The following is a 21598-nucleotide window of genomic DNA, read 5'->3' as shown; positions in this document are numbered from 1 at the left end:
GAGGACCAACCCCATGGCAGACCATCACATCGGGCTGATCGTGCCCAGCTCCAACCTGACGATGGAGACCGAACTTCCCCGGATGCTCAACGCGCGGGCGGCCATCGCGTCCGACGACCGCTTCGTCTTCCACACCAGCCGGATGCGGATGAAGCACGTCACCCCGGACGAGCTGCGCCAGATGAACGCGCAGACCGAACGGGCCGCCCTCGAACTGGCCGACGCGCGGCCGGACGTCGTCGCCACCGCCTGCCTGGTCGCCATCATGGCGCAGGGGCCGGGCCACCACTGTGTGGCGGAGGCCGGCATCACCTCCGCGCTGCGGGCCGAGGGCTCCCGGGCGCCCGTGGTCTCCAGCGCCGGCGCCCTGCTCAGCGGGGTCGAGGCGGTCGGCGCCCGCCGGGTCGCGATCATCACGCCGTATATGAAGGAGCTGACCGCCAAGGTGGCCGAGTACATCGAGGACGCCGGGATCGAGGTGGTCGACGCGCTCAGCCTCGAAGTTCCGGACAACCTGGCGGTGGCCCGTCTGGACCCGGCCGATCTACGTGACCACTGGCGCCGGCTGAACCTGGGCAGGGCCGACGCGCTGGTGCTGTCGGCCTGTGTGCAGATGCCGTCGCTGGCGTCGATCCAGCCCGTCGAGGACGAGGCGGGGCTGCCCGTGCTGTCGGCGGCCACCGCCACCGCGTTCCGCATTCTGACGGAGCTCGGGCTGCCGCCCGTCGTGCCCGGCGCCGGGAGCCTGCTCGGCGGCCAGGTCTCCGGCCCCGCCGGGAGCGGCGCCGGGACGGTGGCCGGGCCGCGCTCCGGCGATACGGGACCGGTCCGCCTCGGTACCGGTCGGTGAGGCCGCGGCCGGGGCCGGAGGGTGCCCCGGCCTCCGCCCCGCTGTCCCTCGGCGTCAACCGTGCGTGCTTAAGTAGGTTCTATGACTGATCCCACCCCGCCCGCCCAAACCGGGCCGGAGGCTCCCACTGCCCTGACGGCCGCGCCCGGCTATCAGGTCCGCCGTCTCTACCAGGCGTATCTCGCCGCGTGGGCACGGGAAGTGGACCCAGTCCTCACCGGCCCTCAGTTCGCGGTGCTGCAGACGGTGGAGGCCCATCCCGGCCAGGACCAGCGTTCCATGGCCGCCGCCGTCGCCCTGGACACCTCCACCATGGCCGATGTGGCTCGCCGGCTGGAGAACCGCGGGCTGCTCGCCCGGAAAACCGCGGCCGCCGACGGCCGCCGCAAACTGCTCTATCTGACCGAAGCGGGCCAGGAGGCCCTTCGGGAGGCGAACGACCGGGCGCGCAGGCTCGACAAGATCCTCCTGGAGTCCTTCGACGAGGCGGAACGCGAACGGTTCGTGGTCAGGCTGAAGGCGCTCGCCGACGTCTGGGAGGAGCTGGTGGAGGCGGCCTAGCCGCCCGAAGTCCGTCCGGCGCCATGCGCCCGCCCGCGGCTGCCGGAAGGACGCTGGGCCCTCAGTCCTCGACGGGGCCCTCCAGGACCAGCGTCAGCCGCAGGATGGCCGCCCGCACCCGGTCGCCGTACGGATCCTCACCGAGCGCGCCGGCGGTCTCGCGCGCCAGCGCCAGCTGGCCCCGGGCCGCCTCCTCCTGGCCCAGCTTCAGATGGCCCGCGGCCACGTTGAGGTGGAGGGAGGGCAGGAACGCCCGCGGCGCCAGCGCCCCGGTGAGCGCGTCGGCGGCGGCGAGCGCCCGCAGGTCCCAGATCAGCTCGTCGAGCGGATCGTCCTGGGTGTCGGCCAGATAGTGGGCGAGGGCGCAGCGGTGGAAGGGGGCGCCGTCCCGTTCGATCTCGCGCCACAGCGCGGCGAGGCGATTGCGCGCCTCCTCCCGGTCGCCGCCCCGGTGCAGCATGACCGCCTGCCCGATCCGGGTCAGTACGGCATCGCCCTCCGGCGTCTGCTGCCGCGCTTCCGCCATCGCCGCCTCCCGTGTTTCGGACGACGCCAGGCCCTGTCGCCAAAGGGGGCGTCCTGCTCCCGACGCCTGGCACGGCCGCTCACCGCGTTGTCGCATCACCCGAGTACGCCCAGTACGAGGGCGACGCTCCGCCTCGCGATCGACCGGCACCGGACTCCCCCAGCTACCGCTGGGAGGTGCCCCCTGCTCGCGGCCGGGCGCCCCCTTTGACGACAGACCCTAGCCGCTCGCGCCCGCGCCGCTCGGCGTGTCGTGGCGGGCCTCAAGGGGTGTCGTCCGGCGCGCCGTAGCGGCGGGCCAGTTCGGCGGCGGCGCGGGCGACGGCCGAGCGCAGCTCGGGCGGGCCCAGCACCTCGGCGTCGGTGCCCAGCCGCAGCATGTCGTGGACCGCGACCGGCAGCGGCTCCACGGGGAGGACGACACGCCGTCGCCCCTGGCCGTCGGGCGGGCCCGCCGCGGCCACCGCCTCCGCGCCCACCGCCCCGAACTGCATCGGGAGCAGCTTCACCCCGCGCTCGGAGAGCAGGAGCTCGGCCTCGCCCTGGAAGCGCTGGGACTCCAGCCTGCGGGACGACTCCGCCCAGGAGGCGGCGAGGTCGAATCCGGCGGGCCGCTCGAAGACCTCCGCCAGCACCTCGGCGTCGAGGATCCGCGCCACCCGGTAGCTGCGCACGGACTCCTCGACCCTCGCCACCAGGTACCAGATGCCGCCCTTGAGGACGAGGCCCAGCGGGCACAGCTCCCGCCGCACCTCGCCGCGCCAGCGGCGGTAGTGCACCCGCAGGACGCGCCGCTCCCATACGGCCTCGGCGGCCGCCGCCAGATGGGGCACCGGCTCGGCGTCCCGGAACCAGCCCGGCGCGTCGAGGTGGAAGCGCTCCTGGATGCGCCGGGACCGCTCCCCCAGCTCGGCCGGGAGCGCGGCCCGCAGCTTGAGCTGGGCCGTGGTGAGGTCGGCGCCCAGGCCCAGCTCGGCGGCCGGGCCCGGCATCCCGGCGAGGAAGAGCGAGTCGGCCTCGTCGCCGGTGAGCCCGGTCAGCCGGGTGCGGTAGCCGTCGAGCAGCCGGAAGCCCCCGGCCGGGCCCCGGTCGGCGTAGACCGGCACCCCGGACGCGCCCAGCGCCTCCACATCGCGGTAGACGGTGCGCACCGAGACCTCCAGCTCGGCGGCGAGCTCGGGCGCGGTCATCCGGCCCCGGTTCTGCAGCAGCAGGAGCAGTGAGAGGAGGCGGTCGGCGCGCATGCGGTCCATTGTGGCCGCCGTACCTGACAGGAGATGTCAGGTACGGCGGCCAGAGTGGCGTCCGCAGCCGATCCCGGCCCCGGAAAGGACCCACCATGACCACGCACACCACCGGCCACTTCACCTACGCCGACTGGCAGGAGACGGCCCTCGAGGAGACCGAGGGCGGTGCCAAGCTGGCCCGGGCCGTGGTCACGAACGCCTTCTCGGGCGGTATCGAGGCACCGCGGACCAGCTGTCAGTACGCCATCACCTATCTGCCCGACAAGACCGGCGTCTGCTGCGGCTACGAGCTGCTGACCGGCGACCTCGACGGGCGCGCGGGCAGCTTCGTCGTGGTGCAGCACGGCAGCTGGGGCGCGGACGCCATCGTCCGCTGCACCTTCGAAGTGGTGCCCGGATCCGGCACCGGCGAGCTGACCGGGCTCACCGGATCAGGCGGCTTCTCCGCCGTCCAGGGGAAGTCCGAGATCCCCTACAGCTTCGACTACACGCTCTAGGGTCCTTCTTCCACGGAGATCCGTCGGAAGGACCCCAGCCCCGGTCAGGCGCCGAGGTCCGGGATCCGCCAGTCGATCGGGGTGTGGCCCTGGGCCTTGACCGCCTCGTCGATCTGGGTGAAGGGGCGCGACCCGAAGAACTTCTTCGCGGACAGCGGGGACGGGTGCGCCCCCTTCACCACCGCGTGCCGTGACGCGTCGATGAGCGGCAGCTTCTTCTGGGCGTAGTTCCCCCAGAGCACGAAGACGGCCGGATCGGGGCGCGAGGCCACCGCGCGGATCACCGCGTCGGTGAACTTCTCCCACCCCTTGCTCTTGTGGGAGTTGGCCTCGCCGCCCCGGACCGTCAGCACCGCGTTGAGCAGCAGCACACCCTGCTCGGCCCAGGGCATCAGATAGCCGTTGTCGGGCACCGGGTGGCCCAGCTCCTCCTTCATCTCCTTGAAGATGTTCCGCAGCGACGGCGGGGTTTTGACGCCCGGCCGCACCGAGAAGCACAGACCGTGGCCCTGCCCCTCGCCGTGGTACGGGTCCTGCCCGAGGACGAGCACCTTCACCTGGTCGAACGGCGTGGCCTCCAGGGCGGCGAACACCTCCTCGCGCGGCGGGTACACCGGCCCCTCGGCCCGCTCCTCCTCGACGAACTCGGTGAGCTCCTTGAAATAGGGCTTCTCCAGCTCCTCGCCGAGGACCCCGCGCCAGGACTCGGGCAGCACATAGGGCACGTCTTCAACCTCCGGTAGGTGTTTCCGTCTTACGGGCACAGAACCTACCGGCGGCCACTGACAACGCCTCACACGCGCCCGGGGCCACGTCAGCGGCGCGGGGCCGGACCGGGACGGCGCGGGGCCGGACCGGCGCCGGTCAGCCGAGCCCGGCGCCCAGGAGGATGCCGCCGTCCACCACGAGCGTCTGGCCGGTGACCCACGCCGAGTGGTCGGAGGTGAGGAACGCGGCCGCGCCCCCGATGTCCTCCGGCACGCCGAGCCGCTTCAGCGGATAGGCCGCGGCGGCCTCCTCCTCCCGCCCCTCGTACAGGGCGGTGGCGAACTTGGTCTTCACCACCGCCGGGGAGATGGCGTTGACCCGCACCCGCGGGGCGAACTCCTGGGCGAGCTGCACCGTGAGGTTGATCATGGCGGCCTTGCTGACGCCGTACGCGGCGATGAACGGCGAGGACGACATCCCGGCGAGCGAGGCGATGTTGACGATCGTGCCGCCGTTCTCCTGCTGCCAGGCCTTCCAGGTCCGCTGGGCGAAGCCCAGTGCCGAGACGACATTGGTCTCGAAGACCTTACGGATCACATCGAGGTCGAGATCGGCGATGGGCGAGTAGACCGGGTTGGTACCGGCGTTGTTCACCAGGTGGTCGACCCGGCCGAACGCCTCCATCGTCCGCTCGACGGCGGCCGCCTGGTGCGCCTGGTCATGGGCCTTCCCGGCGACGTAGATCGCGCGGTCGGCCCCGAGCCGCTCCACGGCCTCCTTGAGCGCGTCCTCGTTGCGCCCGGTGATGCACACCTTGTCGCCACGGGCCACCATCGCCTCGGCGATGGCGTAGCCGATCCCCCGGCTCGCCCCGGTGATGAGCGCGGCCTTGCCGCTGTCCTGTATCTGCGCGGTCATGTGGTGCGTGACTCCTGATCAGTTGAGCGGGCCGCCGGCCACGTACAGGACCTGGCCGGAGACGAAACCGGCCGCCTCGCCGGTGAAGAAGGCGATCGCGTTGGCGATGTCGGCGGGCTCCCCGACGCGCTGGACCGGGATCTGGCTGGCGGCCGCCTTCTGGAAGTCCTCGAAGCCCATGCCGACGCGCTCGGCGGTCGCGGCGGTCATGTCGGTGGCGATGAAACCGGGCGCCACGGAGTTGGCGGTGACGCCGAACTTGCCGAGCTCGATGGCGAGGGTCTTGGTGAAGCCCTGCATACCGGCCTTGGCCGCGGAGTAGTTGACCTGGCCGCGGTTGCCCAGCGCCGAGCTGCTGGAGAGGTTGACGATCCGGCCGAAGCCCGCGTCCACCATGTGCTTCTGGCAGGCGCGGGACATCAGGAACGCGCCCCGCAGATGCACGTTCAGCACGGTGTCCCAGTCGGACTCGCTCATCTTGAACAGCAGGTTGTCGCGGAGCACACCCGCGTTGTTGACGAGGATCGTCGGCGCGCCGAGCTCCTCGGCGACACGCGCGACGGCGGCCTCGACCTGCTCGGCGTCCGACACATCGCAGCCCACGGCGATGGCCTTGCCGCCCGCCTCGGTGATCTTCTCCACGGTGGCCGCGCAGGCCCCCTCGTCGAGGTCGAGCACGGCGACGACGCGGCCCTCCTCGGCCAGGCGCACGGCGGTCGCCGCGCCGATACCGCGGGCCGCGCCCGTCACGATGGCAACACGCTGCTCGGTGGTGGACATATGCGGGTTCTCCCTCGCATCGATGGCGGCTCACCGTCCCGGCCCCGGGAGTGAGCAACCGCTTAGTCTCTCCTGCGCACGAGACGCTATGAGGCCCGCCACCGCCTGTCAACGACCGCCCGTATGTGCTCGCTCACCTCCGCGCGCTTTGCGCCGATGCGTCACCGCACCAGCAGGTCGAGCAACCGCTCGACCTCCGCCTCCGCGTCCGCCGTCAGACCCGTGTGCACCGGCCCCGGCTGGACGACCGTGGAGCGCGGCGCCACGAGCCAGCGGAAGCGCCGCCCCGCGTCCTCCCCGGCCGCCTGACCGGCCCGCTCTCCCCCGCCGCAGACGCACTCCACCGCGCGCAGCGCGGCCCGTACCGCGGGCACGTCCGCTTCAGGGTCCAGGGCGCGCAGCCGGTCCTCGTCCAGATGGACCCGGGCCGCCACGAAGGAGGTGGCGCGGCAGTAGACGAGCACGCCCGCGTTGATCTGCTCACCCCGCTCGACCCGGGGGACGACCCGCAGCACGGCGTATTCGAAGACATCCCGGCCGTTGTGGAACCCGCTCACCGCGATGCCTTTCCGTCGACCCACACCCGCAGCCACTCGGGGGCCTTGGACGGCCCCTCACCGGCGCGCTCCCCGAGCGTGATCCTCCGCTCCACCGTGGCCGCCCGCTCCAGCAGCACCTCGACATAGGCGCGGCGCACCGCGTCCGGGCCGTCGAAGCCCGGCTCGTCGGTCAGCCATTCGTCGGGGACGTCCGCCACCACCTCGGTGAGCAGCTCCTCGGTGATCCGCGGCGCCAGGGCCCGGCCGGCCGCGGCGATGTCCGGCGCGAACGGCGCGAGGACGTGGTCGGAGGCGTCGTACGGCTTGGTGGCGGCCTTGTCCAGCCCGCGCCAGCCGTGGTGCCAGATCATCGTGGCGCCGTGGTCGATGAGCCACAGCCGCCCGTGCCAGACCAGCATGTTGGGGTTGCGCCAGGAGCGGTCCACATTGCCGATGAGCGCGTCGAACCACACGACCCGCCCCGCCTCCTCCGCGCCCACCTCGAAGGCGAGCGGATCGAAGCCGAGCGAACCGGGGAGGTAGTCCATGCCGAGGTTGAGCCCGCCACTGGCCTTGAGCAGCTCCTGCACCTCTTGGTCCGGTTCGCTCAGACCGATCACCGGATCCAGCTGGATCCGCACCAGATCCGGCACCCGCAGCCCAAGACGGCGGCCCAGCTGACCGCAGACGACCTCGGCGACGAGGGTCTTGCGGCCCTGCCCGGCGCCGGTGAACTTCATGACATAGGTGCCCAGATCGTCGGCCTCGACGATGCCCGGCAGCGATCCGCCCTCACGCAAGGGCGTGACATACCGGATCGCGGTGACTTCGGTCAGCATTCGCCCAGGCTATCCGGCTCGCCGACCTCGCAATCCACGCCGCCACCGCGCCGCCTCAGCCCGCGGCCGGACTCGAGCACACGCCATCACCCGCCCGTTGACGGCCTCGGCGCGGCCGATGGCCCCGAGCAGACCGGTCTGCCGGCTTTCGCCGATCGCCGCAACGCGGACCGGGATGAGTCCAGCACCGCCACGGGAACCCCGTCCGCGGCTCCCGCAACGCCATCTCGCGGGTCGGCCGGGCGCGCCGGCCCCAGGCTCCGCGCCAGATCCGCCACCCCGGTCGCCCGGTCCAGTACCGCACGCGTGGTGTCCGCCGAGCCGTTCGTCAGGGTGACCGGGCGGTGTCCGGCCGCGTGCAGCGCCCGTACGCCCTCGGGAACATCCGGCTGGACGGGCAGGTCCGGCAGACCGGAGAGCACATGGTCCACGGCCGCCGCCGGGTCCGCTCCCCCGGGCCCGTGCCGGGCCCGGAGTGTGCGCAGGACGTCCCCGCCGACCTCGACGAACGTCGCCCGGCCGCCCGCGAGGGACAGCGCGATGCCGTCGCGCAGGACACCGGCGAACCACACCGGCAGCAGATGGCCGGGGAGACCGATGGCCTCCAGGTGCGCGGCGAGCGGGGACATGTCGGTGAGCGTCTCGTTGACGTCGAAGAGTTGACGTCGAAGACCAGGACGCCCGGGGGGTCGTCAGCAGCCATGGGGATCACCGTACGCATATGGCTCGCCTCCTGGCCGGTCCGACGCCGGCTCACGGGACGGACCCATCGGGCCGCGGGGCCGCCGCCGCGGGCGCCGGCCCGGCCCACCGCCCGGACCGGGAACACATCGGCGCACCCGGCCGGTGGCACCGGCCGGGTGCGGTCCGTCAGTGTCTCTCCGCCGGGGGCGGGAGCATGTCCAGCTCGGCGGCGAGCAGCCCGGCCTCGAAACGCGATCGCGCGTCGAGCCGTTCCATGATGTCCGCGACATGTCTGCGGTAGGTCCGCACGGAGATGGACAGCGATCGGGCGGCGACCTCGTCGGTGGCTCCGACGCGGAGCATCCCGAGGATCTCGGCGGCCAGCCGGGTGCGGCGGCGGTCGCCGAAGTCGGGCCGCGCCAAGAGCGGGGCCGACCTCTTCCAGATGGAGTTGAACGGCGTGTGCAACGCCTGGACTGGCAGCGCCTCCTGGGTGGTGAAGATCTGCGAGCCGGCTTCCGCCCGCAGATTGGCCAGCGCCGTACGGCCGTCCGCCATGACCGCCTCGATCGGATCGAGACGGGCCAGTCTCACCTCCGGCCCGGCGCCGTCGCCGCCGATGGCGGGCAGCAGGTGCCGGTCATAGGTGTGCCGGGTGCACAGGATCCGCACCCGGACATCCGGTTTCGCCTGGTCCAGGAGGCCCGGGAGGAGCGACCGCAGCACCTCGCGCCGCGTCCCTTGAGGCAACGCCAGGATGATGGACACATGCTGCCCGGCCTCGCGCACGATCGTCCGGGCGTCCTCGGCCGGGCCGGGGCCCTGGCTCACGGGTGAGGCGGGCGGCCGCGGAGGGGAGCCGAGCGGAATCGGGAGAGCCGCGGGAAGGGGAAGAGCCGTCATTGGGCGTCCTCCAGCGGCGACAGCAGCCCGAGCTCACTGGCCCGTACCCCGGCCTGGAAGCGGGACTCCGCGCCCAGCCGCTCCAGGATCTCCGCGACCCGGCGGCGATAGGTGCGATAGGAGATGCCCATCTTCTGCGCCGCGACCCGGTCCGTGTGCCCGTCCCGCAGATGCCCCAGGACCTGCCGCTGGTCCTCGTGCCGGACCAGCTCCCGCCGCTTCAGGAATTCGGCCAGCGGTATGGCACTTCCCCACGCACCGAGGAAGAGGGAGCCCAGTGCGCCGATCTCCGCGGATTTGTCGAAAAGCGCCGCACTTCCGCCCTTGAGGGCGATCGGCGACCACAGGGCCCGCTGAGCGTGCGTTCCTGCTTCGCCCCGGCCTACCACCGCCTGGCCGGGGACGACCGCCGTCTGTTCCGCATGCTCGGGCTGTCCGGTGTCCGGGTGCTGTCCGCGTCCCCGGGGACCGAGCTGCCGAGCCTCGCCGTGCCCGACGTGGCGGAAGCGCTGGAACGGCTGGCGGACACCCGGCTGCTGAAGGTCGTCCACACGGGCGCCCCCGGCGCCGTACCGCGGTTCTGGCTGCACGGCCTGGTCTCCGCCTACGCCCGGGAGCGGGCGGAAGCGGAGGCGTCGGAGATCGAGCGCGCGGCGGCCCAGGAGCTGCGGCGTCTCGAGGACCGGGAAGCCGCCGTCCCGGTCCTTCCGGCGGCGATCGGCCGGGTCCGGGTCGGCCGGCACGGGGCATGGGGCCCGGTGGGGAGGGAGCCCCAGTAGCCCGGGAGGGTGCACAGTGGAAGACCTGGGAACTCACCCATCCGCCGGCCCGGCGGCTCGCGCGGTGACGCGGCTCCGGCCCCGAGGGGCCGCTGTCCCACCAGCGGGTGACGAAGCTGGTGCCGGTCAACTCCGCCAACCGCTGACGCCGTGTCCGGCCCGGGGCCCGGTAACGGCTAGCGGACCCGGTCGACGCGGCGTTCGTCCCAGACCGGCTCCGCCGTCTCGCGGACGACGCCGTCCGACCCGAAGACCAGGAAGCGGTCGAAGGACCGCGCGAACCAGCGGTCGTGGGTGACCGCGAGCACCGTGCCCTCGTAGGCTCCGAGCCCGTCCTGGAGCGCCTCGGCCGACTCCAGGTCCAGGTTGTCCGTGGGCTCGTCCAGCAGCAGCGCCGTCGTCCCGGCCAGTTCGAGCAGCAGGATCTGGAACCGGGCCTGCTGACCGCCCGAGAGCCGGTCGAAGGACTGGTCGCCCTGGCGGTCGAGCTCATAGCGCCGCAGCGCGCTCATCGCGCGCCCCCGGTCCCGGGCGTGTTCGGTCCACAGGATGTCCACCAGCGTGCGCCCGAAGAGCTCCGGATGGGCGTGGGTCTGGGCGAAGTGGCCGGGCACGACCCGTGCGCCGAGTTTCCACTCCCCCCGATGGGCGACGTCCCCTCCCGCCAGGAGCCGCAGGAAGTGGGACTTGCCCGAGCCGTTGGAGCCCAGTACGGCCACCCGCTCGCCGTAGAAGACCTCCAGGTCGAAGGGGCGCATCAGCCCCTCGAGCTCCAGCGCCCGGCAGGTCAGCGCCCGCACCCCGGTGCGTCCGCCCGCGAGCCGCATGGTGATGTCCTGTTTGCGCGGCGGCTCCGGTGGCGGCCCGGCCTCCTCGAACTTCCGCAGCCGGGTCTTGGCGGCCTGGTAGCGGGAGGCCATCTCATCGCTGCGGGCCGCGTACCGCTGCATGTCCAGCACCAGCCGTTTGAGCTGGGCGTGCTTCTCGTCCCAGCGCCGCCGGAGCTCCTCGAAGCGCTCGAACCGCTCCTCGCGGGCGTCGTGGTAGGTGGCGAAGCCGCCGCCGTGCACCCACACATCGCTGCCCGCCGGGCTCGGCTCGACGCTGACGATCCGGGCGGCCGCGCGGGCCAGCAGCTCCCGGTCGTGGCTGATGAACAGCACGGTCTTACGGGTCTCGCGCAGCCGCTCCTCCAGCCACTGCTTGCCCGGCACGTCCAGATAGTTGTCCGGCTCGTCCAGCAGCAGCACCTCGTCGGGCCCGCGCAGCAGCGCCTCCAGCACCAGCCGCTTCTGCTCGCCGCCGCTGAGCGTGCGCACCTCGCGCCACTGGGCCCGTTCGTACGGCACGCCGAGGGCCGCGGTGGTGCACATGTCCCATACCGTCTCGGCCTCGTAGCCGCGCGCCTCGGCCCAGTCGCTCAGGGCCTGGGCGTAGGCCAGCTGGGCGGCCTCGTCGTCCCGCTCCATGATCGCCAGCTCGGCCTCGTCCACCGCGCGGGCGGCCTCGCGGATGCGGGGCTGGGCCACCGACACCAGCAGGTCGCGCACCGTCCGCTCATCGCGCACTGAGCCGATGAACTGCGGCATCACCCCCAGGGAGCCGCTGACCGTGACCGTGCCGCCGTGCGGCTCCACCTCGCCGGAGACCAGCCGCAGCAGCGTGGTCTTGCCCGCCCCGTTGGGCCCGACCAGGGCGGCCACCGTGCCCTCGGCGACGCGGAACGACACATCGCCGAGCAGCAGCCGTCCGTCGGGCAGGAAGTAGGCGAGGTGCGCGGCCTCCAGATGTCCCATAAACCGGCATTCTCATGGCACGGCAGGGCGATCGGCAAAGCGATTTTCCGGCCCGCGGCCCGCGTCTGCCCGGGAGCGGCTGAACACGGCGGCCCCGGCGTCCGTATGGAACGGTGAAACGTCCCCCGAGCAGGAGGCACCACCATGACGCAGTCGGCAATCCCCGGGCAGGGCACCACCCGCCGTGCCGTCGTCACCGCGGCCGGAGCGGCCGGGCTGGCCGCCACGCTTGCCGCATGCGGCAAGGACGACGACGGCGGTTCGGGCGGCGGCAGCGCGGACAGCGCCCAGGACACCGGGGGCTCGCAGCCGTCGCAGGGCGCGTCGCAGAGCGCGGAGGGCGGCCAGCCGGGCGGCGGGGACGGTATGGAACTGGCCAAGACCTCCCAGATCCCCGAGGGCGGCGGCATGGTCTTCAAGGACCACAAGGTCGTGGTGACCCAGCCCAAGGCCGGTGACTTCAAGGCGTTCTCGTCGATCTGTACCCACCAGGGCTGCTCGGTCGGCGATGTGAGCGGCGGCACCATCAACTGCCCCTGTCACCAGAGCAAGTTCGACATCACCGACGGCAGTGTGAAGGGCGGCCCGGCGCAGAAGCCGCTGCCGGGCGCGCAGATCAAGGTGCAGGGAAGCTCTATCTGGATGGCGTGACGGCCGTCCGCCGCCAGCAGGCGGCCACCTCGTCGGCCGTTGTGACGGCGGCCACCAGGGCGAGGGTGTGGCGGACCATCGCCGGGGTGTACGAGGCGGGCACCCCGGCGATCGCGTCCTCGGGCACCACGGCCGTGTAGCCGAGGTTGACGGCGTCGAAGACGGCGGCCGGGATCGCCACATTGGCCGACACGCCGGTGACGACCAGCGTGCGGCGGTCCAGATTGCGCAGCAGCGCGTCCACCTCGGTCCCGGCGATCGGCGAGAGACCGTGCAGCCGCCGTACGACCAGGTCCTCGGCCGCCACCGGAACCGGTTCGGCGATCTCCACCGCCGCGCTTCCGGTGAGCTGCCGGACCGGCAGTCGCTCGACGGCCCGGAACAGCGGTGCGTTGCGGCTCGCGCCGCGTCCGTCGGCGCGCCGCTCGGCCACCGCGTGCAGCACCTGGACGCCCGTGTCGTGGGCGGCCGCCACCAGCTGGGCGACACGCCCGAGCGCACCGGACTCCCGGGCCGCGGCGGCCAGTTCGGGTAGCGCGCTGTCCGGCCCCACCACACCGCGCTGGCATTCGACGGTGAGCAGGGCGCAGCCTTCCGGCCTGAGCAGTTCCACGAGGTCTTCGCGGGGGCGCGGGGGCGCGGCATCCTCGTGCGGGGGCGCGGCGTCCTCGCGCGAGGTCACGGCGTCTTCGCGCGAGGTCACGGCGTCTTCATGGGGGCTCGGGGTCACGGCGCGGGAGAGTAGCGCCCCTTGCGTCATCAAGGAAGAGCCACCATCCTGTGCCGGACAACGGGTTACCGGGAGGTACAGGTCGAATGACCGTCACCCAGCGGCGCGGGCGCCGCATCATGATGAGCCAGGACGAACTGGACGCCTTCCTCGCCGAACAGCGCACCTGCCGGGTGGCGACCGTGTCCGCGGACGGGCGGCCGCATATCAGCCCGCTGTGGTTCTGCTGGGACGGCACCGTCCTGTGGCTGTACTCCCTGACCCGCAGCCGCCGCTGGGCCGAGCTGCGCCGCGACCCGCGGATCGCGGTGGTGGTCGACGACGGGCACGACTACGGCGAACTGCGCGGGGTGGAGCTCTCCGGCGAGGCGGTCCCTGTCGGCGAGGAGCCGCGCACCGGCGTGTCGTGCCCCGAACTCGACACGCCGGAGCGGATGTTCGCGGCGAAGTACTTTGGCCTGGACGCCATGCCGCACGACGGGCGCCACGCCTGGCTGCGCCTGGTCCCCGAGGCGATCCGCTCCTGGGACTTCCGGAAGATGCCGCAGGGCTGAGAGGCCCGGGAGCGGGCCCCGGGCCGGGCCCCTGGTCGGCCGGCGATCAGTCGATGATCTTCTCGCCGACCGACCGCAGCACCTCGACCGCCGCCCGGATCGACGGCCTGCGATCGGCGTCGGCGCGCCAGATCGCGTAGATGTGCCGCCGCATCGTGGGCTGGCTGACCGGCACCATCCGCACCCCCTCGGGCACCGGGCCGCGGCCCAGCCGGGGCACCACGGCGATGCCCAGCCCGGCGGCGATCAGTGAGAGCTGGGTGTGGTGCTCATGCGCGGTGTGCCGGATCCTCGGCTCGATGCCCTTGCCGCGCAGGGTCACCATCAGCCAGTCGTAGCAGAACCCGCCCTTGGGCCAGGAGATCCACTCGTCGTCCACGAAGTCCTCCGGCTCGACCGCGTGCCGGTCGGCGAGGGGGTGGTCGGCGGGCATCGCGACATCCACCGGGTCGTCCAGCAGGGCGGCCTTCACCAGCCCGCCGGGCATCGGCAGCGGTTTGTTGTACCAGTCCAGGACCACGGCCAGATCGATATCGCCGCGCACCACCGAGGGCACCGACTCATCGGGCTCCATCTCCTGGAGCCGCACGTTCAGCTGCGGATGCTCGGTGCGCAGCCGGCTCAGCGCGTCCGGGAAGAGACCGCGGACCGCGGTCGGGAACGCGCCCAGCAGCAGCTCGCCGACGGCGTGGCCGCGCTGCGCCTCCAGATCCGCCTGGGCCAGCTCCACCTGGGAGAGGATGCGCGCCGCGTGGTCCGCGAGCAGCCGCCCGGCGTCGGTGAGCCGGATCCCGCGCCCGTTCTTGGCGAGCAGTTGCTGTCCGGTCTCCCGCTCCAGTTTGGCGAGTTGCTGCGAGACGGCGGAGGTGGTGACATGCAGCCCCTCGGCCGCCCCGCTCACGGATCCGTGGCGGGCCACGGCGTGCAGCGTGCGGAGGCGATCCAGGTTCATATAAGGAATACTACGTGATACCGCGAATGAATTCTCGCTTGTCCTAAGAGGTTGTAACCCACATCGTAATGGCATGACCTCAGCCGCCACCTCGGCGCCCCCTGCCGCCGCCTCCACCGCGGAGCCCTCCTCCGCACCCGCCCGCCGACCGCTCCTCGACTGGCGCGTCCGCTTCGGCGCGCTCTCCCTGGTCTGGGGTTTCAGCTTTCTCTTCATCAAGGTGGGCAATGAGGCGTTCGCCCCCTTGTACGTCACGCTCGGGCGGATGCTGTTCGGCACCGCCGTGCTGCTGGTGACGCTGGCGGTGAAGCGGGAGCGGCTGCCGCGCGGGGCGCGGGTCTGGGGCCATCTGGTGGTGGCCGCGTTCTTCCTGAACGCGCTGCCGTTCTCGCTGTTCGCCTACGCCGAGCTGACCATCCCCTCCACCCTGGCCGGGATCTGCAACGCCGCCTCGCCGCTGTGGGGGATGCTGCTCGCGGTGGTCGTGGTCTCCGACGACCGGCCGACCCGTCAGCGTGTCGCGGGTCTCGGGCTCGGCTTCATCGGCGTGTTGATCGTGCTGGGCGCCTGGCAGGGCTTCTCCGGCCAGGATCCGCTGGGCACCGCGCTGGCGCTGATCGCCTCGGCCAGCTACGCGGTCGGCTGGCAGTACGTCCGGCGCACGCTGAGCGACACGGGCCACTCCCACCTGTCCATGTCCAGCGGCCAGCTGCTGCTCGGCACGGTGCAACTCGCGCTCGTGGCACCGGTGTTCGCGCCGACGCCCACCTCCTTCCCGGTTCTGCCCCTGCTCTCGGTGCTCGCCCTGGGCGCGCTGGGCACCGGGGTGGCGTTCCTGGTCCAGTACGGGCTCGTCGACGAGGTCGGCCCGACGACGGCGATGATGGTCACGTACTTCGTCCCGGTGATCGCCACCACCGCGGGCGTGGCGATCCTCGGGGAGCATCTGACCTGGAACACGCCGGTGGGCGCCATGATCGTCCTCATCGGCGCGGCCCTGACCCAGCGGCGCTCCGGCACGCCCAGGGCCCCGTCCGGCGGGCGTTCGCGGACCGTACGGATCCATCGCACGGGCTCCTAAGCGAGTCGGGCGAAGACCGCTACGGTTCGGCAGCGCCCCGAAGGGGCGCGGGGCTGTGTCGATGTGCGGCTCCGCCGCGTGGGCGCGACCGGCCACAATGGCGCCGCGGACGGCCGACGACGCATCGCGGCACTTCCAGCGGAGCGCCTAGGCCAGCCGTCCCGACACCGTCGCCCCCGCCGCCGCGGCCACCGCGTCGGCGACCGTTCCGATCTCGTCGGCGGCCAGCGGCGAGACCGTCAGCCGCACCCCCGGTGGCGAGGCCACGCGGAAGCGCGCCCCCGGGGCGACGGCCCAGCCCGCCGCCAGCAGCCGGGCGACCGCGCCGGTCTCGTCCGGGACCGGCACCCACACATTCATCCCGCTGCGCCCGTGCGCGGCGACCCCCCGGGTACGCAGCGCCCGCACCAGCGCCGCGCGCCGCGTGTCGTACGACGCCGACACCGCCGCCGGGTCGACCGCGCCCGTCCGCCACAGCCAGGCGACCGCGTCCTGCAGCAGATGGCTGACCCAGCCCGGGCCCAGCCGCTGGCGGCCGCGCACCCGGTCCAGGGTGACGGCGTCGCCGGTGAGCACGGCGAGCCGCAGATCCGGGCCGTACGCCTTGGCGGTGGAGCGGACCAGCACCCAGTGGTCGGTGCCCCCGGCCAGGGGGCGCAGGGGGACGTCCACGATGCCGTGCCCGTGATCGTCCTCGATCAGCAGCACATCGGGGTGGGCGGCGAGCACGATCCGCAGCTCACGTGCGCGCGTCGCGCTCACCGTCGCGCCCGTCGGGTTCTGCGCCCGGTCGGTGACCACCAGCGCCCGCGCGCCCTGGGCCAGCGCATGCTCCACCCGCTCGGGCAGCGGTCCGTCGTCGTCGAGCCCGACCGGGACGGCGCGCAGCCCGAGCGCCGGGATCAGGTCGAGCAGACTGCCCCAGCCGGGATCCTCGACCGCGACCGCGTCACCTGGCCGCAGATGCGCGGCCAGCACCCGCTCGATCGCGTCGAGCGAGCCGGAGGTGACGGCGACCGGCCCGGGTGGCACCCCGTCCGCGTCGAGGGCGGTCCGGGCGAGTTCGGCCACCTCGGGGACGATGTCCGGCGCGCCGTACAACGTGGGGCGCTCCGCCGCCCGCGCCGCGGCCGCCGCGAGCGGCGCGCCGAGCGGCGGCAGCAGCGCGGGGTCGGGGTTGCCGCTCGACAGATCGCGTGCGCCGGCGGCGTCGACGCCGATCCACTCGCGGGGCGTACTGGAGGGGCGGGAGCGCACTCGGCTGCCCCGGCGCCCCGCGGTCTCGATCACACCTCGTTCGCGCAGCACGCGATAGGCGGCCGCGACCGTATTGGGATTCACCTCCAGCCGCTGGGCCAACTCCCTCAGAGGCGGCAGCAGTTGGCCCGGTGGCAGCTCACCGGCGCCGACCGCGCGCTCCACACTGGCCGCGATCTCGGCTGCGCGACGACCTACGATCGGATATTCTCCTAGCACAAACGCCATTTTGCACTAGTGCAATGGAGGACGCAAATGCCCGCCCCGGACGCCACCGCCGCGACCAACGCGCCCGACAACGCCTACCCGCCGACCGACCGCACCGTGCCCACCCGCTCCCGCGAGCGCGCCTCGTACGACCGGGAGGTGGTGCACGCGATCCTCGACGAGGGCTACGTCTGCCACCTGGGCTTCATACGCGATGGCGCCCCCGTCGTCCTGCCGACCCTCTACGGCCGGGTCGGGGAGCGGCTGTACGTACACGGCTCGACGGGGGCGCGGCCGCTGCGGATGGCGGGCCGGGCGGGCGCCGAGGAGCCGGGGCTGCCGGTGTGTCTCACCGTCACCCATGTCGACGGGCTGGTCCTGGCCCGCTCGGCGTTCCACCACTCCATCAACTACCGCTCGGTGGTGGTGCACGGCACCGCCCACCCGGTGACCGATCCGGCCGAGCGCACCGCGGCCCTGGACGCCCTGGTGGACCATGTGGTGCCGGGCCGCGCCGCCGACTCCCGGCCCGCCAACACCAAGGAGCTGGCCGCCACCGCCGTGCTGCGGCTGGACCTCGAAGAGGTCTCCGCGAAGCTCCGCACCGGCGGGCCCAGCGACGACGACGAGGACCTGGAACTCCCCCACTGGAGCGGCGTGGTGCCGGTCGCCCGCACCTACGGCGCGCCGGTCCCCGCCGACGACCTCGCGCCCGACACGCCGGTGCCCGACTACCTCACCCGGCTCTGACCGGGCCGCCCCGCCGTCCTCCGGGCTTCGTTCATGTCGTCGCACGCGGGGCGGCGGGGCCGGTCACCCTCTCGTCGCGGGGCGGCGGGGCCGGTCACCCTCCCGCCGTGAACTCCCGCTCCCCCTCCACCGGAGCCGAGGCCGCCACCGGCTCGGCCGGGGCGGCCTTCGGGGTGGAGGTCTGGGCGATCAGGGCGCCGGTCAGCACCACGGCACCGCCGACGACCTGCGCCACGCCCAGGTGCTCATCCAGCAGCACCCACGCCAGAACGGTCGCGATGACCGCTTCCAGACAGGCCACCACCCCGGCCACCTGCGGTGAGAGCCGGCGCACCGACACCACCCCGGTGAGATACGCGAGCACCGTCGCCACCAGCACGACCCAGGCGAGCAGCGCCGGCGCGGGGACACTGGCGCCCGCCAGATCGGCGCGCCCGGTGAGGACCGTCCAGTCCATGCCCCAGGGGCGGCTGACCACGGTCAGCGCCACGGCCCCGATCAGCAGTCCGTAGGCGATGACACCGAGCGGATCCGCCGGGTCCTGGCCGTCGCTGCCGTGGTCGGAGAGGACGAAATAGCCCACCTGGCAGAACGCCGCGCCGAAGGCGAGCAGCACTCCGAGGGGGTTGAAGCTCAGCCCGGACCAGACCTCCACCACACACATGAGCCCGCCGACGGCCAGCACGACCCCGACCGCCGCGGCCCGGCTCACCGGCCTGCGCTGGACGAACCGCACCCATCCCAGGACCAGCGCGGGCGCGAAGTACTCGATGAGCAGCGCCACGCCGACGGGGATCCGGGAGAGCGCCGCGAAGTAACACGCCTGCACCCCCGCGACGGCCAGCAGACCGAACCCCACCAGCAGTCCGGGGCGGCGGGTCAGCAGCCCGCGATGGCGCCAGGCCAGGGGCAGCAGGACCAGGGCCGCGCCCGTCACCCGCAGCCAGGTGACCTCGAGCGGCGCGAGCCCCGCCTCGATCAGCGGTTTGGCGGCGACACCCGATCCACCGAATGTGAACGCCGACACCAGGGCGAGCCCCAGACCGACGTTCCTTGGCTGTGAGTGATCTCCGGATACGCGCACCGGGCCATCATGTCAGCTCACGTCAGCACCGTCACCCCTATGACTACTGTCCGATTTCCCCCTCCAACGCGGTGACCAGTGGCGCGACGGCGACACCCGCGCGCCGCAGCACCTCCATGGCACGACACTCCCGGTCACGGACGAACGCGGCGAGGAGATCGAGGCCGTCGGCGCGGTACACGCCACGGGAGGCGGCGCGGCGGACCGCCGTATCGAGGGCGGCCGCCGCGGCGGGCGACCATCCGGCCATCCCGCTCCCCGCCGCCGACGCCACCCCCGATCCCTCGACGCTGCCGCTCCACCGGAGCCCGTAGCCGATGGCCCGCTGCGCCAGATACCCCAGCAGCCGGATCACCTGGGGCGAGCCACCGGGGAACGCGTCCCGTACGTCCGGGTCGGACTCGAGGAGGCCATGCAGCAGATGGGCGGTGTCGATCCGCGTGTCACCATCACGCACGGCACGCCGACGGGCTCCCGTGATCACGGTGGCCACCACGTCGCTCACCCGGTCCTCGCATCCGGTGTCGTCCGGGCCGACGGAAAGGGTAGGACTTCGCACACTCTCACCCCATCAGTCCCATGAGGCCGAAGCATCCTCGCCGGGAAGCATGTGCGCATCCCACCATGGTTGTGTGCGGATGACCGGTTCTCCTCCTCGGGGAGGAGGGGGGCGGAGACCGACCCTGATGGACGGGAACTGATGACCCGTCAGTATTGAATGTTCCGCGGCCCGGGGCTACGTTGCCCGGCACCGTCGCACCACACCCCGCAGCAACGTGCCGAAGGGACTCCCCCATGGCCGAGGTCAGCGCGCAGACACGCATCGAGGCACCGGCCGAGAAGGTCTGGGCCCGGCTGACGGACTTCTCCACGTACGGCGACTGGAACGCCACCCACACCAGCTTCCCGCAGGGCGGCCCGGCCGGCTTGGAGGTGGGGGCCACCTATCAGGAGAACATGAAGCTGATGGGCTTTCCGGCCGAGGTGACCTGGACCGTCGAGGAGTACCAACCGGCCCGGCTGCTGACCACCCGGGGCAAGGGCCCGATGGGCGTGAACCTCGCCATGCGGTACTCGCTGACACCGGACGGCGATGCCACGACCGTGCGCGTCGACGGGGATTTCACGGGGGCGGCGATCTCCCTGATGGCCGGGAAGCTGAAGGACTCGGCGACCACCGCACTCAATGAATCGCTGCGCAAGCTGAGCGCACTGGTCGTCTGAATCCCCTCGATCCCGGGCCCCGCCCCACCGCCCCCGTGCGGCCGCACCCCCGTACGACGGGATCAGTTCCCGCCGCCGTGCTCGGCGCCGCCGCTCGCCTCCTCCTGCTCGGCGAGGATGAGATACAGCCGCTTGCGCGACTCATTGATGACGGAGACGGCCTTCTGCCGCTGCTCCGCGTCGCCGGTCCGCCAGACCTGGGCGAACGCCTCCATCAGCCCGAAGCCCGCCTGGCGGACCTCCTGCATGGCCTCCCAGTCGATACCGCGTCCGGCCTCCTCCCACGGGGCGGCGGGCCCCGCCTCGGCCTCGGTGCGGCCGGCGTCGGTGAGCGCGAACAGCTTCTTGCCGCCCTCGCTCTCGCTGCCGATCAGCCCCTCGTCCTCGAGCAGCTGAAGGGTGGGGTACACCGAGCCGGGGCTGGGCCGCCAGGCTCCCCCGCTGCGCTCGGTGATCTCCTGGATCATCTCGTAGCCGTGCATCGGGCGGTCCTTCAGCAGAGCCAGGATCGAGGCGCGCACATCGCCGCGCCGCGCCCGGCCGCGCATCCCCCGGCCACCCGGTCCGCCGCGGCCACGGCCGCCGAACGGGGGGCCGCCGAAGGGCGGACCCTCGAAACCGGGGCCGAACGGGCCGAACGCCGCGCGCCGCCCCTCACGCCCCCCACCTTCGCCCCAGCCGCGGTGGCCGGGTCCGCAGTGCTCACGTCCGTGTCCATGTCCTTGAGAACGCATCGTGACGCTCCTTTCTATCGTCGATCCATCACGACACTTCAACGATATATCGGAACCGATCGGATGCCAAGCCCTTTCCCATGGGGGGCAGCGGCTCATGCGTACGGTGATCCGGCGTTATCGGCCTTTGAGCTGGACTTTTTCGAGTCCGGTGAGCGTTGTCGCGGACCGATGGGCCAGTTGTGGGGTACGCGGTTCGAGGGCATCCAGCCGATACGTGAGTTCCGGTGGGCGAAGGGAGGGGAGAGTTTCCCGGGCTGGTACTTCGCGGCGACGACCAGCGGCCACGATCGTCCGCCTGGCCCACGCCACCCGGAGATCCTGGTGACCACCCTGGAAACGAGACGCTGCCTGGAGTGCGACGCGGAGATACCGCCCACCGACATCATCGGCCGCCAGGCCCTGCGCTGTTCCCAGGCCTGCCACAAGGAGGCATACCGGAAACGGCATCCTCGGGCTCCAGCACAGATGGCTCCCTGCAGAGAGTGCGGCAAGAGCATGAAGATCCAGCCCGGACAGCGCTACCGCCTGTGTTCATCCGCCTGCCGACGGGCCAACTACCTCAAACACAAAGAAAAGTGGTTAGCCGAAGCAGACCCGGCCGACCCATCCGGACCACGCCTCTGCCCCGTCTGCGACGGCCCGATGTTCTCGGCAGCACGCCGGACACGCTCAGACCGATGCCGCCAGCGAGCACGTCGCCAACAGCTCAGGCAGCCTCCCGCGAACCCACCTTCTCCACCGCCGG

General features: G+C 72.6%; 26 protein-coding genes. 9 read left to right on the top strand and 17 right to left on the bottom strand.

Translation table 11 applies throughout. The features are described from left to right. The first annotated feature begins 13 nt into the window (after positions 1–13). Both NP777_RS40335 and NP777_RS40330 read left to right on the top strand, forming a co-directional pair. On the top strand, positions 14–850 hold the full coding sequence (locus tag NP777_RS40335; RefSeq protein WP_305890626.1) for a maleate cis-trans isomerase family protein: 837 nt from the start codon (positions 14–16) through the stop codon (positions 848–850). An 81-nt stretch (positions 851–931) separates the two neighbouring features. Next, positions 932–1411, top strand: a complete 480-nt coding sequence (locus NP777_RS40330; protein WP_256655145.1) for a MarR family winged helix-turn-helix transcriptional regulator — start codon at positions 932–934, stop codon at positions 1409–1411. 61 nt (positions 1412–1472) lie between these two features. Here NP777_RS40330 and NP777_RS40325 read toward each other — a convergent pair whose 3' ends face one another. Together NP777_RS40325 and NP777_RS40320 are read right to left on the bottom strand one after the other, a co-directional pair. Then, positions 1473–1937 carry a hypothetical protein gene (locus NP777_RS40325; protein WP_256655144.1) on the bottom strand — a complete coding sequence of 155 codons (465 nt, stop codon included), beginning with the start codon at positions 1935–1937 and terminating at the stop codon, positions 1473–1475. A gap of 262 nt (positions 1938–2199) precedes the next feature. Beyond that, positions 2200–3189 carry a helix-turn-helix transcriptional regulator gene (locus NP777_RS40320; protein ID WP_391858673.1) on the bottom strand — a complete coding sequence of 330 codons (990 nt, stop codon included), beginning with the start codon at positions 3187–3189 and terminating at the stop codon, positions 2200–2202. 86 nt (positions 3190–3275) lie between these two features. Here NP777_RS40320 and NP777_RS40315 point away from each other — a divergent pair, with 86 nt between their 5' ends. After that, positions 3276–3680: a DUF3224 domain-containing protein gene (locus NP777_RS40315; protein WP_256655142.1), complete on the top strand. Its 405-nt coding sequence runs from the start codon at positions 3276–3278 to the stop codon at positions 3678–3680. A 44-nt stretch (positions 3681–3724) separates the two neighbouring features. Here the strand turns inward: NP777_RS40315 and ung are convergent, their stop codons facing one another. The 8 genes from ung to NP777_RS40275 form a co-directional block, all read right to left on the bottom strand. Next, positions 3725–4405, bottom strand: coding sequence for a uracil-DNA glycosylase (gene ung, locus NP777_RS40310; RefSeq protein WP_256655141.1), 681 nt, complete (start codon positions 4403–4405; stop codon positions 3725–3727). A 139-nt stretch (positions 4406–4544) separates the two neighbouring features. Next, positions 4545–5306 (bottom strand): SDR family oxidoreductase, encoded by a 762-nt coding sequence (locus NP777_RS40305; protein WP_256655140.1) that lies wholly within the window; start codon positions 5304–5306, stop codon positions 4545–4547. Positions 5307–5324: 18 nt separating this feature from the next. Further along, positions 5325–6086, bottom strand: coding sequence for a 3-oxoacyl-ACP reductase FabG (gene fabG, locus NP777_RS40300; RefSeq protein ID WP_256655139.1), 762 nt, complete (start codon positions 6084–6086; stop codon positions 5325–5327). Between the two features lie 161 nt (positions 6087–6247). Then, complete coding sequence (locus tag NP777_RS40295) at positions 6248–6643, bottom strand: DUF3037 domain-containing protein (RefSeq protein WP_256655138.1); 396 nt, start codon at positions 6641–6643, stop codon at positions 6248–6250. After that, on the bottom strand, positions 6640–7464 hold the full coding sequence (locus NP777_RS40290) for a HipA family kinase (RefSeq protein WP_256655137.1): 825 nt from the start codon (positions 7462–7464) through the stop codon (positions 6640–6642). Before NP777_RS40290 ends, NP777_RS40295 begins: the two co-directional genes overlap by 4 nt. Positions 7465–7550: 86 nt before the next feature. Beyond that, on the bottom strand, positions 7551–8093 hold the full coding sequence (locus NP777_RS40285; protein ID WP_256655184.1) for a haloacid dehalogenase type II: 543 nt from the start codon (positions 8091–8093) through the stop codon (positions 7551–7553). 241 nt (positions 8094–8334) lie between these two features. After that, positions 8335–8979: a helix-turn-helix transcriptional regulator gene (locus NP777_RS48320; RefSeq protein ID WP_256655136.1), complete on the bottom strand. Its 645-nt coding sequence runs from the start codon at positions 8977–8979 to the stop codon at positions 8335–8337. A gap of 68 nt (positions 8980–9047) precedes the next feature. Then, positions 9048–9440 (bottom strand): response regulator transcription factor, encoded by a 393-nt coding sequence (locus NP777_RS40275; protein WP_256655135.1) that lies wholly within the window; start codon positions 9438–9440, stop codon positions 9048–9050. Here NP777_RS40275 and NP777_RS40270 point away from each other — a divergent pair. Continuing rightward, on the top strand, positions 9411–9830 hold the full coding sequence (locus NP777_RS40270) for a hypothetical protein (protein ID WP_256655134.1): 420 nt from the start codon (positions 9411–9413) through the stop codon (positions 9828–9830). The genes NP777_RS40275 and NP777_RS40270 overlap by 30 nt on opposite strands. A gap of 176 nt (positions 9831–10006) precedes the next feature. Here NP777_RS40270 and NP777_RS40265 read toward each other — a convergent pair whose 3' ends face one another. Continuing rightward, positions 10007–11626 carry an ATP-binding cassette domain-containing protein gene (locus NP777_RS40265; RefSeq protein ID WP_256655133.1) on the bottom strand — a complete coding sequence of 540 codons (1620 nt, stop codon included), beginning with the start codon at positions 11624–11626 and terminating at the stop codon, positions 10007–10009. A 144-nt stretch (positions 11627–11770) separates the two neighbouring features. Between NP777_RS40265 and NP777_RS40260 the strand changes: the two genes are divergently transcribed. Continuing rightward, entirely contained in the window at positions 11771–12277 is a 507-nt protein-coding gene (locus NP777_RS40260) for a Rieske (2Fe-2S) protein (protein ID WP_256655132.1), read from the top strand. Here the strand turns inward: NP777_RS40260 and NP777_RS40255 are convergent. After that, positions 12261–13037, bottom strand: a complete 777-nt coding sequence (locus NP777_RS40255) for a cysteine hydrolase family protein (RefSeq protein WP_391858672.1) — start codon at positions 13035–13037, stop codon at positions 12261–12263. The genes NP777_RS40260 and NP777_RS40255 overlap by 17 nt on opposite strands. Before the next feature lie 56 nt (positions 13038–13093). Between NP777_RS40255 and NP777_RS40250 the strand changes: the two genes are divergently transcribed. After that, entirely contained in the window at positions 13094–13561 is a 468-nt protein-coding gene (locus NP777_RS40250; RefSeq protein WP_256655131.1) for a pyridoxamine 5'-phosphate oxidase family protein, read from the top strand. Positions 13562–13607: 46 nt separating this feature from the next. On the opposite strand, the gene NP777_RS40245 is transcribed toward NP777_RS40250, so the two are convergent. Next, the gene (locus tag NP777_RS40245) at positions 13608–14513 is read right to left on the bottom strand and encodes a LysR family transcriptional regulator (RefSeq protein WP_256655130.1); all 906 of its coding nucleotides are present in this window, start codon (positions 14511–14513) and stop codon (positions 13608–13610) included. Between the two features lie 73 nt (positions 14514–14586). Here NP777_RS40245 and NP777_RS40240 point away from each other — a divergent pair, with 73 nt between their 5' ends. Next, on the top strand, positions 14587–15594 hold the full coding sequence (locus NP777_RS40240) for a DMT family transporter (RefSeq protein WP_256655129.1): 1008 nt from the start codon (positions 14587–14589) through the stop codon (positions 15592–15594). Positions 15595–15741: 147 nt separating this feature from the next. Here NP777_RS40240 and NP777_RS40235 read toward each other — a convergent pair whose 3' ends face one another. Then, positions 15742–17070, bottom strand: coding sequence for an aminotransferase class I/II-fold pyridoxal phosphate-dependent enzyme (locus NP777_RS40235; protein WP_256655128.1), 1329 nt, complete (start codon positions 17068–17070; stop codon positions 15742–15744). Between the two features lie 36 nt (positions 17071–17106). Here NP777_RS40235 and NP777_RS40230 point away from each other — a divergent pair, with 36 nt between their 5' ends. After that, complete coding sequence (locus tag NP777_RS40230; protein WP_256655127.1) at positions 17107–17808, top strand: pyridoxamine 5'-phosphate oxidase family protein; 702 nt, start codon at positions 17107–17109, stop codon at positions 17806–17808. Between the two features lie 94 nt (positions 17809–17902). Here the strand turns inward: NP777_RS40230 and NP777_RS40225 are convergent, their stop codons facing one another. Both NP777_RS40225 and NP777_RS40220 read right to left on the bottom strand, forming a co-directional pair. Beyond that, positions 17903–18892 (bottom strand): EamA family transporter, encoded by a 990-nt coding sequence (locus NP777_RS40225; RefSeq protein WP_256655126.1) that lies wholly within the window; start codon positions 18890–18892, stop codon positions 17903–17905. Positions 18893–18935: 43 nt separating this feature from the next. Then, positions 18936–19451 carry a Clp protease N-terminal domain-containing protein gene (locus tag NP777_RS40220; protein WP_256655125.1) on the bottom strand — a complete coding sequence of 172 codons (516 nt, stop codon included), beginning with the start codon at positions 19449–19451 and terminating at the stop codon, positions 18936–18938. A 236-nt stretch (positions 19452–19687) separates the two neighbouring features. On the opposite strand from NP777_RS40220, the gene NP777_RS40215 reads away from it, so the two are divergent. Continuing rightward, positions 19688–20116: a type II toxin-antitoxin system Rv0910 family toxin gene (locus NP777_RS40215; RefSeq protein ID WP_256655124.1), complete on the top strand. Its 429-nt coding sequence runs from the start codon at positions 19688–19690 to the stop codon at positions 20114–20116. Between the two features lie 62 nt (positions 20117–20178). On the opposite strand, the gene NP777_RS40210 is transcribed toward NP777_RS40215, so the two are convergent. After that, positions 20179–20850 (bottom strand): PadR family transcriptional regulator, encoded by a 672-nt coding sequence (locus NP777_RS40210; protein ID WP_256655123.1) that lies wholly within the window; start codon positions 20848–20850, stop codon positions 20179–20181. Positions 20851–21598 lie beyond the last annotated feature (748 nt).

It is taken from the genome of Streptomyces rugosispiralis, assembly GCF_024505145.1.
Taxonomy (GTDB): Bacteria; Actinomycetota; Actinomycetes; order Streptomycetales; family Streptomycetaceae; genus Streptomyces; species Streptomyces rugosispiralis.
This window is presented reverse-complemented; position numbering and strand designations above follow the sequence as displayed.

What these genes read in the sequence shown, in the direction of transcription:
- NP777_RS40335 (WP_305890626.1), top strand. Translation starts at nt 14, where the DNA reads ATGGCAGACCATCACATCGGGCTGATCGTGCCCAGCTCCAACCTGACG.
- NP777_RS40330 (WP_256655145.1), top strand. Translation starts at nt 932, where the DNA reads ATGACTGATCCCACCCCGCCCGCCCAAACCGGGCCGGAGGCTCCCACT.
- NP777_RS40325 (WP_256655144.1), bottom strand. Translation starts at nt 1,937, where the DNA reads ATGGCGGAAGCGCGGCAGCAGACGCCGGAGGGCGATGCCGTACTGACC.
- NP777_RS40320 (WP_391858673.1), bottom strand. Translation starts at nt 3,189, where the DNA reads ATGGACCGCATGCGCGCCGACCGCCTCCTCTCACTGCTCCTGCTGCTG.
- NP777_RS40315 (WP_256655142.1), top strand. Translation starts at nt 3,276, where the DNA reads ATGACCACGCACACCACCGGCCACTTCACCTACGCCGACTGGCAGGAG.
- NP777_RS40305 (WP_256655140.1), bottom strand. Translation starts at nt 5,306, where the DNA reads ATGACCGCGCAGATACAGGACAGCGGCAAGGCCGCGCTCATCACCGGG.
- fabG (WP_256655139.1), bottom strand. Translation starts at nt 6,086, where the DNA reads ATGTCCACCACCGAGCAGCGTGTTGCCATCGTGACGGGCGCGGCCCGC.
- NP777_RS40290 (WP_256655137.1), bottom strand. Translation starts at nt 7,464, where the DNA reads ATGCTGACCGAAGTCACCGCGATCCGGTATGTCACGCCCTTGCGTGAG.
- NP777_RS40285 (WP_256655184.1), bottom strand. Translation starts at nt 8,093, where the DNA reads ATGTCCCCGCTCGCCGCGCACCTGGAGGCCATCGGTCTCCCCGGCCAT.
- NP777_RS40265 (WP_256655133.1), bottom strand. Translation starts at nt 11,626, where the DNA reads ATGGGACATCTGGAGGCCGCGCACCTCGCCTACTTCCTGCCCGACGGA.
- NP777_RS40260 (WP_256655132.1), top strand. Translation starts at nt 11,771, where the DNA reads ATGACGCAGTCGGCAATCCCCGGGCAGGGCACCACCCGCCGTGCCGTC.
- NP777_RS40255 (WP_391858672.1), bottom strand. Translation starts at nt 13,037, where the DNA reads ATGACGCAAGGGGCGCTACTCTCCCGCGCCGTGACCCCGAGCCCCCAT.
- NP777_RS40250 (WP_256655131.1), top strand. Translation starts at nt 13,094, where the DNA reads ATGACCGTCACCCAGCGGCGCGGGCGCCGCATCATGATGAGCCAGGAC.
- NP777_RS40245 (WP_256655130.1), bottom strand. Translation starts at nt 14,513, where the DNA reads ATGAACCTGGATCGCCTCCGCACGCTGCACGCCGTGGCCCGCCACGGA.
- NP777_RS40240 (WP_256655129.1), top strand. Translation starts at nt 14,587, where the DNA reads ATGACCTCAGCCGCCACCTCGGCGCCCCCTGCCGCCGCCTCCACCGCG.
- NP777_RS40230 (WP_256655127.1), top strand. Translation starts at nt 17,107, where the DNA reads ATGCCCGCCCCGGACGCCACCGCCGCGACCAACGCGCCCGACAACGCC.
- NP777_RS40215 (WP_256655124.1), top strand. Translation starts at nt 19,688, where the DNA reads ATGGCCGAGGTCAGCGCGCAGACACGCATCGAGGCACCGGCCGAGAAG.
- NP777_RS40210 (WP_256655123.1), bottom strand. Translation starts at nt 20,850, where the DNA reads ATGCGTTCTCAAGGACATGGACACGGACGTGAGCACTGCGGACCCGGC.